Raw genomic sequence first — 12,676 nt, forward strand, 5'->3', positions numbered from 1 at the left:
CGAGGAGGTGTGTCCGGTTTTAGTCGACAGACCTCTCCGGATTTGCTGAATGTTTGACATGGAAGCAATCATGGAACGAGCTGACAGCCCATACATCGCCCCACGCCTGACCTTGCGCGTAGGCGTTACCGGTCACCGTCCCCATAAGCTTGAGGGCGTGGACACCGCCAGACTTCATGATCGCGCCTCAGAAATCCTCCATTACCTCGCCGACGTCACCCGGTCACTGCAGGAGAAAAACAATGCACGACGTGAGGCAGCTCCTTTCTCCTCGACTCCCGTGGATCTTCGGCTGGCGACAGCAATCGCCGAGGGTGCGGACCAGATCGTGACCGATGCAGCCGTAGGTGCCGGTTACAACCTGAACCTGATACTTCCCTTTCCTCGCGACAGCTATGCACAGGACTTTGAAGGAGCCGCTCTGGAGAAGTTTCAGAGCATGTTCGACCATGACGCCGTGCAGAGCTGCACGGAACTGGATCTTGGTGATACGTCCCATGGCCGCAACGAAGGCTATCTTGCTGCCGGACACCTGATGCTCGCGCATGCGGACATCCTGATCACCATCTGGGACCAGAAGGCCGCAGATGGCCCGGGAGGCTCAGCAGAGATTGTCAACGAGGCCCGCCTGCGCGGCATCACCACCGTGCTGATCACCCTTGAGGGTGCACTCAAACTCTGGACGGTTCCGGACACCGCCGTCGATCCGCTGGAAGAGGGTGAGTGGCAGGCGCTCGATCTGGACACCGGAACGGCTCCTGTATCCAACGCCCTGGCGGAACAGGTGGAAAACCATCTCGCCCTGCCGGAGCAAGCACATGAGGCCCATGATGCGCCGCTGTTCTCGGCAGGCTTGCGGAGTTTCCAAAGCGAGACATTCCACCCCCATGGCTGGGCCAGCGGTTATAACCTCCTGCGCTGGGCATTCCTGCCAGAGCGCCGTCTTTCCCTGCGCGTTGACAACGGGCTCGCCCGCGAGCGCCAGCAAGCATGGACCAAAACCCGTCAGGCAGCCGAGAAAACGGGTGGCCCGGCCTTCCGCAATCAACTCGATACGCGCTTACGCGAGCGCTGGCTGGGTGCAGACAACCTGGCGGTGCACTATTCACACCTGTTCCGCAGTGCCTACATCGCCAATTTCACACTCGCCGCGCTGGCGGTTTTCGTGGGGCTGCTCGCTGTCTTCTTCTGGGAGAGCAAAGCGGCAAAAGCGATCTTCGTTGTTGTCGAGCTTGCCATCATCGGCATCATTCTTATGACCACCTGGCTCGGTCACCGCGGCCAGTGGCGTGAACGCTGGCTCGACTACCGCAGTCTTGACGAAGCCCTGCGTCCTGCACGGTTGCCCCTCCTGATGGGTAGTTCACCCATCCGTCCGATCAGTAATCTCGGAGGCAATCCGGCGCAGACCTGGATCGCCTGGTATGTCAGGGCATCGCTGCGAGAGATAGCGCCGCCGACAGCCGTCGTCGGCTACGATGCGTTACTCGCGGCCATTGACGTGGCCCTGCACGAGGAGATCAACAGCCAGCTCAGCTATCACCGCGACAACGCCAGGCAGTTGCACCTGCTGGACCACCGGCTTGAAAAGGCGGCGGCGGTATCGCTCTGCGCCACGATTGTCAGCGGCACGCTTTACCTCCTGGCCTTCGGACTTTATACGCAAGGCTGGCAGCTGGCTGCCGATGGGTATAAACCCCTGGCAACGCTGCTTGGCGCAACATTGCCGGTGGTGGGCGCGGCGATCTTCGGTATTCGTGCTACCGGAGATTTCCGTTCATCCGCGCAGCAATCACGGCGCATGGTGTCAGAACTGGAGCAGTTGGCCAGATGCCTGGAAGCCAGGCGCGACTCGCCGGACCGACCGGCCGTCCGGCGTCTGTTGGGTCAGGTCAGCCTGACATTGTCCGATGACCTGCGGATCTGGCGGTTGATATACAGTGAACGGGAACTGACCCCGGGGTTTTGAAGGCTATGCATACTCGAGATCAGACCTACACCGGGGGCAACGGCCCATGACCGATCCTGCAAACCTCTATCGCTACTGGGCCTTTATTTCCTATTCGTCAAAGGACGCTCGCACAGGCGAGAAACTGCACCGGCGGCTTGAGGCCTACCGCATCCCACGAGACCTGGTGGATCGCCCCGGCCGCGATGAGCCGGTGCCGCGCCGCCTCTTCCCTGTTTTCCGGGATCGCGACGAGCTGCCGCTGTCTTCCGACCTGGGCGCCTCCATTGAGGACGCCTTGCGAGCCTCCCGTTATCTCATCGTGCTGTGCTCGCCCCACTCAGCCAAATCAAGATGGGTCAACGAGGAGGTGCGCTACTTCAAGTCCCTCGGGCGTGAAGACCGCATTTTCGCCATTATGCTGGACGGCGAGCCTAATGCCTCAGACGATCCGGCAACGGCAGACCAGGAATGCTTTCCACCTGCCCTGCGCTACCGCGTGGACGCTGACGGCACCCTGACCGGAACCCGCACTGAGCCCGTTGCCGGAGACCTTCGGGCCAAAGGCGATGGCTGGACCAGCGTGCTCCTCAAGGCCGTGGCGGGTATTACCGGGCTCGGTTTCGATGCCTTCGCCCGCCGCGAACGCAAGAGCCAGCGTCGCCGGCGCGCTGTTGCAGCCGTGGCAGCCGTGCTGATGCTAGCGGCAGGCGGTTGGGCCTGGGATTTCAACCGGCTCAAGGTCAGCTACTACGCCAACCTCGGCTCGCAATGGAGTGTGCCAGTGGGCGTCGGTCGGCTGGATGCGCACACCCGTGCCGGCCGTGAGACTCACTACCGGATCGAATCGCGCCAATACAAAGTGCGACAGGTGCTGCATGTCAACAGCGCCGGCCAACTGCGCGAAGACGACGATAACCACGGCGCAGCCGTTCACCAGGTGTTCTATCGCGAGGATGGCAGCATCCAGCAAATCGACCTGCGCGACCGCAACGAACGGCTGGTGATGCGGCAGAACCTGACTGAGTTGAACGATACGGCAACCGGCCCTTACCAGTTTGTGGAATTCCGGCAGGAGCACCGGGATGCGCCGCTGGCCCAGGCAGCCACTGCGGGCGGACTTGAAATTGGTGTTGAGGGCGGAGGCCAGCGCTCGGATGTCACCGGGCACGAGATTCACTACGATGAGCAGGGGCGAGCAATCAGCCGAATATACCTCAATCTCAACAGAGTGCGCCGTGCCAACGCCGAAGGGGTCTTTGGTCAGCGTTTCGTTTATCACGGCGATAACTTCGTGCCAACCCGTGTTATCAATCTGGGCTTTAACGGCGAGCCACAGGCCAGCCGGCGCGGCATCGTAGCGGTGGACATTGCGCTCAGTGAGCTCGGCGACCCGGTAGATCGACGCTATCTGGGAGCGAACGACGAGCCAACGCTTCACGCGGACGGCTATCACCGCGTCAAGGGGGCTGTCGATGCGCAAGGCAACTACACCGAGATGGCTGTATTCGGTGTCGATGGTGAATCAGTGCTGCGCCAGGACGGCTATCACCGCATCACGCAAGACGTAGATTTACGCGGCAATGTCACAGAGCAGTCTCACTTTGGCACTGACGGGGAACCGGTGCTGCACCGCGACGGTTATCACCGCTTCAAGCGGGACTTTGATGCGCGGGGCAACGTTACGGAGGAAGCCTACTTCGGGGCCGACGGTGAGCCCGTGCTCCGGAGGGGCGGGTACCACCGCCTCTCGCAAGTACGCGATGCGCGCGGCAACGTTACCGAGGAGACCTACTTCGGAATCGACGGTGAGCCGATGCTTGTGCAGTATGGTTATCACCGCTTCTCATTAAAAGTCGATGAACGTGGCAACGTTACCGACCAGACCTACTTCGGGGCCGACAGTGAGGCCGTGCTAAACCAGTATGGGATTCATCACCATACCAGGATCTTCAATGCGCGTGACTACCTTACGGAGGTGGCCCACTTCGGGCTTGACGGTGAGCCGGTACTGCACCGGGACGGAAATCACCGCAGAATTCAGAACTTCGATGCGCGCGGCAATCTGACTGAGGTGGCGTACTTTGGTGTCGACGGTGAGCCGGTGCTGCATAGGGACGGGTACCACCGTATTACACGGGACTTCGATGCGCGTGGCCACATTGCCGAACAGGCCACCTTTGGAATCGATGGTGAGCCGGTGCTACACAAGGACGGGAATCACCGCATCACGCGAGACGTAGATGTAAGTGGCAATATCACAGGGCAGTCATACTTTGGTATCGACGGGGAGCCGGTGCTGTACCAGGACAGCTATCACCGCTTCACGCGGCACTTTGATGCGCGTGGCAACGTTACGGAGGCCGCCTACTTCGGGGTCGACGGTGAGCCAGTACTGCAAAGGGACGGGTATCACCGCCTCTCGCAGGTCGTCGATTCGCGGGGTAACGTTACGGAGGAGACCTACTTCGGGGTCGACGGTGAACCGATGCTATTGCAATACGGTTATCACCGCCTCTCACAAATCGTCGATTCGCGTGACAACCTTATCGAGCAGGCCTACTTCGGGATCGGCGGTGAACCAGTGCTGCACCGTGATGGGTTTCATCGCCTCACCCAGCTCGTCGATGCGCGCGGCAATCTGACCGAGGTGGCGTATTTCGGGATTGATAATGATCCTGTGTCGCACCAGGACGGGTATCACCGTTTCACGCAGGCCGTCGATGAACGCGGCAACGCCATTGAGCAGGTATACTTCGGAGTCGACGGTAAGCCGGTGTTGCGAGCTAAAAGCTACCACCGAATCACGCGGACCTTCGATGCGCACGGCAATATCTCCGAGCAGGCCTACTTTGGAATCGATAATGCGCCAGCGTCAAACCGGGACGGCGTTCACCGCTTCACGCAGGCCTTTGATGTGCGCGGCAACGTCACCGGGAAGTTCTACTTCGGAGTCGACGATAAGCCGGTACTACACCAAGACGGTTATCATCGCTTCACTCAGGTTCTCGATGGGCTCGGCAATGTCACCGAGCAGGCCTATTTCGGAATTAACAATGAGCCGGTATCACACCGAACCGGGTATCACCGCTTCACGCAGAGCTTTGATGCGCACGGTAACCTAACCAAACAGGCCACCTTCGGTGTCAATGGCGAACCTATAGCGATATTCGGCGGATTTGTCAGATTCGAGTATCGGTACGAACTCCGCGGCGAGCAAATCAGTCAGATCGGCTACCGCCCAGACGGCAGCGCGGAGAAGCTTGACTAACAGTCGACTTTGTCAAGTTCACCTTCCACCTTGCTCAACCCGATAACCGGATGTTTACTGCAAAAGCCGATAATCCGATCAATCTGCTCGTGGTCCTTGGCCAGCTCGTCGCTACTGAGACTATCCCAGTCGACCAGGGACAGCCGACGTTTGTGAGCATTATCACGCTCACCAAAGGTCCAGCCATTGAGCAGGCGCTCGGCCAGCCAGCGGTTGTGTTCCATGCGGGCCACGTTCTCGCGTTGTTCGGGGGTGATTTTGGCAGCGTCCACCGGCGCGCCAGTGCCATCTCGATAAACCAGCTTCATGCCCAGCGCGGCCAGTTTGATATTCAGGTGCGCTGCGGCTGAAAGATTGGATTGCCGCTCCCAGGCCGGCAAGGTCGGGAAGGCGGGCGCCTCCGTGTGACGCGGCGGTTCCCCGGCGGCAACTGCCTTTCTTTTTTCGTAGTCGTGGTAAAAATCGGCGGCCAGTGCTTCTGCCAGCGGTCGCTGCAAATCCCGGGTCAGCTCCCGGTAGGTGCAGACCAGGTCGGATGCGCCGAAACTGATCAGGTCCGGGCTGTCGACCAGTCGCGTCAGCATGGGGCGTCGGGGCACATACGAAAAAATCGGCACCGGCGCCAGGCCATCCCGGTAGCGCAGTGACGTGCCGTCGCTCGCGCCATTTACCTTCAGCCGTTGATCCAGTTCCGTGCGCAGCTTTTGCGCCAGCGAGCAATTCAGCTCGTCGGATTCCCTGCAGATAAACACAAAGGGGCGCACCCCGGGGGTAGCGGCCAGGTCCACGATCCGCTCCAGAAACTCGTCGGACTCCGGCGCCGCCTCCAACTCCGTCCAGCCCCCGTTGACTACAAACGGCACGCCGCAGTCACCTGGCTGTGGGTTATTACGGTCTGCCACGGAAACACCGAAGGACCAGTCATCCCTGCCGGCATCCGGCATCCAGACATCAGCCGGAGCCTCCGTGGACATCATCCGTGGATACACCTGACGGAATCGCCGCACCGAGTCCTGTTCGCAGGCACCGTGGACGATGGTCATACGCGAGCGCTTGTAGTTCTCAAAGTGCGCCAGCTCTGCCAACCGCAAGGCCAGCCTCTGGCCCACCTCACCGAAACCAACGATCACAAAGTGGGCAACCTGCGACGGTGTGTGCGGCCGCCAGGGCAGAACAAGATTGCCAACAACATCCCTCACCGAGCGATCAATAACGTTAAAGGCCTTGATACGGCTACGGCAGGGATCGGAAGCGGAGCCTCGGCGATTCTCGACTACTCTCTCAAGATCTGCGTGGCGGACATGTACATAAATATCCGGTGATGGGTGATCTCCCGGCCGAAGCCCTTCAACGATGAGGTCTTCAAGTTTGCAGGCACCTTCGATATTCACTTCGTCCTTGCCCGTCAGGAAGAACACGTCACGCGCGTTATGGGCGTTGATGCGCCTGAGCATCTGAATGTCAGTTGCATCCCCATGAACCACAACAGCTCCGAGTTCACGCACGGCATCCAGATAGTCGTTATCCCGGTTGGGCTCAACGACGATCACTTTCGGAATAGCCGGCGGTTTCCTGGCATTCCCTGCCGTCGCGGTCCGCAGGTCGCGCACCAGGTGATAGCCGATTTGTCCGAGACCGCAAATCACCACATGTTGTCTGTTCAATTGCAGCATCACACGCTGAATGGAGTCGGCAAAAAGTCTGTGGATAGCCTCATAGGCCAGCAGGAACACGGTCGCGAGGGCCGCAAATCGCGACATCTGGATCAGGATATTGTCATCAGGCGCGGGGCCATCCTCCATGAAAAGCAGCTGGACCGACATGAACAGCGCATTTGCCAACAGCCCCACGTAACCGAGCTCACCGGCCTGCACTTCAATTTCGTAGAGAAAAAACCCGGCAATCCGAAGCAAGAGAGCAAGCAGTGCGGTAACCAGCAACGTCCACGCCGGGAACCTCCGGGAATAGCGATAGACCACCAACGCAAGAAGAAGCCCCCACAGGACAAGAGCAACCTGATGGCTCAGTGCGCTGGTCATGCGGTGCGTCTCCCGGTAAGAACCATGCCCGGCGGCAACGCAAAGGCCTGATCTCCGTTCAGGATAAAAAAACGAAAGCGCATGCTCACCTGTCGGATGTGGAAGCGGTTGAACATTCCCGTGCCGTATAATCGTAATAATCGCTCAGACGTACGACCGACCGATCGGGCTCCCAACGCATCGAAAAGCGGCGCCAGCAGTTGTCGGGCCGATAGTCCGGTTGGTCTATGTAAGGTTTGCAATGTCCGAGCCCTGCTCCGGGGGACATAAACTGGTAGAGCGACCAGTCCCGTTCGTTGGCTGCCACCTCCAGCAAGGCATAACCACCGTGCCAACCTTTCGGTGTGGTGGCCAGGAAATACCCCCTTCCCTGCACGACGGTCAGGAGGTGATGAATGGTAAAGCCAACCATCCTATGGTCGTAACTGTTCCCAGCCACGATATGCTCCGGCATGCTTTTGGCCACTGCACACCAGTCTTTGCCGGCTTCTGCCGTCGCCCTTTCGCATATGGGTTCACTGAGTCGCGCGGCACAACCCGAGGGACGAACTGCCGAAGCCAGGTCAAGCCTCTCAGAGGCTTCCACCAGTTGCTTGTATTGATCAATGTGATGGTGCTGGAAGCTGAATGCATCTTCTTCCGGAGAGACCAGGGCGGCGCCCGCAGCTGCCAAGCCACGCGCGACCTTAGCTTGCTGGGCGTCGGTCCACTGATCTTGTCTGAAAGCATAGGTATAAGGAAATAAAATCCTCGGAACGGCGTAGGGGGATAAATGCAGGTCCTGATAGGGGTGCGGGCTTGCACCTGACTCAAGCAACGCGAGAATGGCAGCTACATTTCCGCTTCCGAACGCTGATGAGATCAGCCCTTCCCGAACATAGTGCTCGCTCTCAACGGTGAGGTTGGGGTCGACCCCTGCCGCAATGGCATCTTTGAGCCAGCGAACAGCCTCCGGATTGCCCTGGCTGCGCTCAAAGAACGTTCGTCCCGCCTGAACAAAACCATCGGTGAGAGCCCCCGACCCGATCCCGGCCTCCAGAAAAAGATCAAGCTCGGCTACATTCGCACTGCCCATTGCGCGAGCGACGTCCGCGCTGCCAAGCGCACTCCCCCGCTTTGCGAGTTCATTGACAGCGCGGTCCTGGTGGTTCATGAAAAAAGTGCGCATATCGGGGGCGAAGACGACGCTGATGAAGACCACTGCAGCCAGCAATATACTGGAAAGACCTGCACCGATTCGCCAGCGGCGACGGCGGGTAAGAACTCGGTTATCCACCCATTCCTCATCCGATGCGATCGCCGCAGCAATCCGTTCGGCATGGGTTGCGAGAACGCCGTCCAGCGCATCGAGGGACTGATGCATGGAAATGAAGTATTCCAGCTTTGGCGACGGCGGCACATCTTCAATGCGAACCGGGTAGATCGGTTTTGACTTCGATGCAGCCCGTTCGACTTCTCGCCGGACATGAGCTGAAAGATTGGAAGCTCCTGACACAAGCAGTACGAAGCACTTCGACTGATCAATGCCCTTAATGATCTCCTCGGCATATTCTCGTCCCGGAGATATATCTCTTGGTGCGATCCAGGCGGTAAGTCCTTTACTTTCTATCGCATCCACAAACTCTGCAGCGATATCGCGGTCAGCTGAAGCGTGACTGACAAAGACCGTGTATTCACGCGCCTTGTCTGCATTGCCCACTGTTGCATTCATCGGATGAACCTCCGGAAGGTGCGAGACGATGATGCACCCTGCAATGGATACTTACGCAATCAGCTATTCATATTTTCCAGGCGAAATACAACTTTTAATGAGTTTAAACGTTTAGCATTGTAAAAGTCGACATAGTAAATAAACCGTCGGCGCAATCATTCCCGCACAATGTTTTAACGTTTTCCAGGACAAAATAAAGATAAATGAAAACCTGGCCCGAGTGTGTCCGCAAAGCTGCATGAGTGGCTAACGACCTGCTTGCAGGCCACCACCCAAGGAGAGTCCGAAATATTCTACGACAACAGCACGCTCCCCCCGAAAGCCTGGTTGCAGCCCGGAAATCGACTTGAGCCTGAAAAGGCTCCGCCTAGTGCGGTTTTAAAGGGGTCACCGCCCGCCAGGGAGTACCGTTGCAGGTGGCGTAATTGGGGCAATCAGGAAGGCAGCCCCGGCACGGCAGTCGGTGCGGGTTTGCTGAATCTTTGGTAGGCTCAGGCTTCGACATGGGTTACGGCTCTGGTTGGGATAGTCCTATCCATACGGATCTTCAGCCTTTCTGGATGCCTGTGCCCTTGGCCAAATCCAGCACCACAGCCCTCTCCAAGATCACCTCATCACAGTTATTCCCCGCCCCCTGGCGGTCCACCACCAGATAGTCGGAATCTGCCTGCAACGGTAATAACGGTGCGTGCCAGGTACCTGCGCGGTAGCTTACGCCCTGATGGCCGGCCACATAGAAGGCACGGATGGCAGTCTCATCAAAATCGCCGGGGGGGGCCACCACCGCCAGAAACGGCCGGTGGTTGAGGGGCACAAACGCCTGGCTGCCCAGGGGGTGACGCTCCATCAGGGTAATTTCCAGCGGCGCCAGGGGCTGACCCCGGAAGATGGAGAGAATGCCCGTGGCCTCTTCCCCCAACAGCTGAACCTCGGCGAGCCCATGAAAACGCTCGGTGCGGCCGCCGTTGATGGGGAATGACTCGGCCCCCTGGGTCTCAATCACTTCGCCAAAGGGCGCAAAGGCCTCCCGGGTCAGGGGCTCGGCCTTGAGGGTTCGGGTCGCCCTGGCTGCACCGGAGGTCATTTCACCGGCTTCCCGAACAGCCGCACCCGGCTGACACCACCGTCCGGAATCATGTTGAAGCGGATATGGGTGATGGGGCCCAGGTCGTTGAGCTGACTGAATTCGTGGATCGCGTCGGCGGTCAGGGGTTGCTCGTCCAGCAGGGTGTGCCAGAACATGCTCTGGGTCACCTGGGATCTGGCGGTACCGGCGCCCGCTTCCACGCAGGCAGCCTGTATCGAACAGGCGGCGGGGAAGTTGCCCTTGAAGTGGGCCGTGTCCACCTCGATGCGTTGCGGAATGCCTTTGTGGCCCAGGGCCAGGATACACCAGTCGTTGCCCGGTTCCCGGCGGCGGCGGGTTTCCCAGCCATCGCCCATGTTGATGCCACGGCCGGGGCGCAGCAGTTTGCGGGGCTCACCGTAGTGGGCATCGCTCCAGGCCACCTGATCGCCGCCGTTTTCCAGGGCCAGCAGGTTGACGCTCTCGGAGAGTTCACGGCTGGCCCAGTCGCAGAAGGGCTTGCCGTAAACCCGCAGCCGGGCCAGACCACCGTCCGGGTAGATATGCACCCGCAGGTGGGTCCAGGGCTGGTCGGAGTGGATCTCGCAGAAACGGTGGTCGTTGCCTTTCAGCTCGGTTGCTGCAATCAACGGTTGCCAGGCACTGTGATCGTCCGGCACCAGGTCAGGACTGAAGCAGGCCTCCACAGACACCGCCGGGGGAAAGTTACCGGTAAAGAAGCTGGTGTCAAAATCCACCCCCAGCAGTATCCCGGGCATGGCCAGCTTCACGATGCTCCAGTCATGGCCGGTGGTACGACGCCGTCGGGTTTCCCAGCCGTCCATCCATTTGCCATGGTCGTCGAATTTGTCCGGGTAGAACACCGCTGGTTCCGGGTTCAGCATCCGCTCACCGGGGGCGAAGAACTCGTCAGTAGCGGCCAGCACTTCCGCACCCAGGCTCGCATCCGCCAGGTTCAGGCCCTGACGGGTGAATTCCGGCCCTTCTACATCGGGGGCGACGATGGCATTGCTCATAGTGCGTGTCTCTTTTGGTGATTTGTTGATTGATAGACGATTCAGGTGTTTTCGAAGGGATGGGTCTTTCTCCAGTGCCGGGCAATATCAATGCGCCGGCAGATCCACACCTGTTCGTGGGATTGCACGTAATCCAGAAATCGCTGCAAGGCCCGGAACCGGCCTGGCCGGCCAATCAGCCGGCAGTGCAGCCCAACGGACATCATTTTCGGGGTTTCGGCGCCCTCTTCGTAGAGCACATCGAAGCTGTCCTTCAGGTACTGATAAAACTGCTCACCCGAGTTAAAGCCCTGGGGTGAGGCAAAGCGCATGTCGTTGGCATCCAGGGTATAGGGAATCACCAGGTGGGGCTGATCGTGGCCATCGCTGGTGGTGACCCGGGTCCAGAACGGCAGATCATCGCCGTAATAGTCGCTGTCGTACTCGAAGCCGCCCTGATCCGCTACCAGACGCCGGGTGTTGGGGCTGTCGCGGCCGGTGTACCAGCCCAGAGGGCGCTGACCGGTGAGCTCGGTGTGCTGCTCGATGGCCTGTTCCATGTGGCTGCGCTCGTCTGCTTCGCTCATGTCCTGGTAGTGAATCCAGCGCAGACCGTGGCAGGCGATCTCGTGGCCGTCATCGATAAAGGCCCGGGTCACTTCAGGATTGCGGGCCAGGGCCATGGTGACGCCAAATACCGTCAGCGGCAGCTGACGCTTGCGGAACTCTTTCAGAATCCGCCACACGCCGGCCCTGGCGCCGTATTCATACATGGATTCCATGCTCATATGCCGGTCGGCGTAGGGCTGGGCGCCAATGATCTCGGAGAGGAAAGTTTCCGAATGGGCGTCACCATGCAAAACACAGTTCTCGCCACCCTCCTCGTAGTTCAGCACAAACTGCACCGCCACCCGGGCCTGGCCTGGCCATTGGGCGTGGGGAGGATATTCGCCATAGCCCTGCAGATCGCGGGGATAAGCCGGGGTTTTGCTCATGCCGGTTGCTCCAGTCCACAGCCACGCAAAATCATGCCGGTGAGAAAGTCCGCGGCGTGGTCGAAGTCGCGTTTCTCATACTCGGCCTTGTTCTCCACCATCAGTATCTGCACCTGAAAATCGGCGTAATGCTGGGTGGATGACCAGACCAGGAAAATCAGTTGTACCGGGTCTACCGGCGCCATCCGGCCTTCATCGATCCAGTGCTGGATCACCTCTGCCCTGCCCCGCACCCATTCCCGCATGTTGGTGCGCAGGTGCTCCAGCAAAAAGGGCGCGCCCTGAATAATTTCCATGGCAAACAGCCGCGATGCCAGCGGGTATTTTCGGGACATGTCCACCTTGGTGCGAATGAACGATGACAGCGCCTCGGCCGGGTCATCGTCCGGCTTGATGTCGGTGAATACCTTGTTCCAGCGGGACAGGATGTCGTCAAACATGGCCCCGTACATCAGCTTCTTGTTGCTGAAGTAATAGAGCACGTTGGATTTCGGCAACCCCGCCCGCTCGGCGATGTTCTGGATGGTGGCGCCCCGGAAGCCATGCTGGGCAAACTCTTCTTCCGCCGCCGCCAGTATTTTTTCCCGGTTTCGTTCCCGGATACGACCCGGACGGTACTTGCGGCTTTTT

8 protein-coding genes are annotated in these 12,676 nt (G+C 59.4%); 2 read left to right on the forward strand and 6 right to left on the reverse strand.

The window, feature by feature from the left end; genetic code table 11:
- Window positions 1-70: 70 nt before the first annotated feature.
- Window positions 71-1,969: a hypothetical protein gene (locus tag AAC035_RS01330; RefSeq protein ID WP_339799267.1), complete on the forward strand. Its 1,899-nt coding sequence runs from the start codon at window positions 71-73 to the stop codon at window positions 1,967-1,969.
- A 46-nt stretch (window positions 1,970-2,015) separates the two neighbouring features.
- Window positions 2,016-5,219 carry a toll/interleukin-1 receptor domain-containing protein gene (locus AAC035_RS01335; protein WP_339799268.1) on the forward strand — a complete coding sequence of 1,068 codons (3,204 nt, stop codon included), beginning with the start codon at window positions 2,016-2,018 and terminating at the stop codon, window positions 5,217-5,219.
- On the opposite strand, the gene AAC035_RS01340 is transcribed toward AAC035_RS01335, so the two are convergent.
- The 6 genes from AAC035_RS01340 to AAC035_RS01365 all read right to left on the reverse strand — a co-directional run bounded on the left by AAC035_RS01340 (window position 5,216) and on the right by AAC035_RS01365 (window position 12,648).
- The gene (locus AAC035_RS01340; RefSeq protein WP_339799270.1) at window positions 5,216-7,258 is read right to left on the reverse strand and encodes an NAD-binding protein; all 2,043 of its coding nucleotides are present in this window, start codon (window positions 7,256-7,258) and stop codon (window positions 5,216-5,218) included. The genes AAC035_RS01335 and AAC035_RS01340 overlap by 4 nt on opposite strands.
- An 85-nt stretch (window positions 7,259-7,343) precedes the next feature.
- On the reverse strand, window positions 7,344-8,969 hold the full coding sequence (locus tag AAC035_RS01345; protein WP_339799272.1) for a toll/interleukin-1 receptor domain-containing protein: 1,626 nt from the start codon (window positions 8,967-8,969) through the stop codon (window positions 7,344-7,346).
- 547 nt (window positions 8,970-9,516) lie between these two features.
- Window positions 9,517-10,053, reverse strand: coding sequence for an ureidoglycolate lyase (locus AAC035_RS01350; RefSeq protein WP_339799274.1), 537 nt, complete (start codon window positions 10,051-10,053; stop codon window positions 9,517-9,519).
- The gene (gene alc / locus AAC035_RS01355; RefSeq protein WP_339799275.1) at window positions 10,050-11,072 is read right to left on the reverse strand and encodes an allantoicase; all 1,023 of its coding nucleotides are present in this window, start codon (window positions 11,070-11,072) and stop codon (window positions 10,050-10,052) included. The genes AAC035_RS01350 and alc overlap by 4 nt, the downstream gene beginning before the upstream one ends.
- 41 nt (window positions 11,073-11,113) lie before the next feature.
- A complete protein-coding gene (gene puuE, locus AAC035_RS01360) occupies window positions 11,114-12,046 on the reverse strand; it encodes an allantoinase PuuE (protein WP_339799277.1) in 933 nt (310 codons plus the stop codon).
- Complete coding sequence (locus AAC035_RS01365) at window positions 12,043-12,648, reverse strand: TetR/AcrR family transcriptional regulator (RefSeq protein ID WP_339799281.1); 606 nt, start codon at window positions 12,646-12,648, stop codon at window positions 12,043-12,045. Before AAC035_RS01365 ends, puuE begins: the two co-directional genes overlap by 4 nt.
- Window positions 12,649-12,676: the final 28 nt, after the last annotated feature.

This window comes from uncultured Marinobacter sp., assembly GCF_963974375.1.
GTDB lineage: Bacteria > Pseudomonadota > Gammaproteobacteria > Pseudomonadales > Oleiphilaceae > Marinobacter.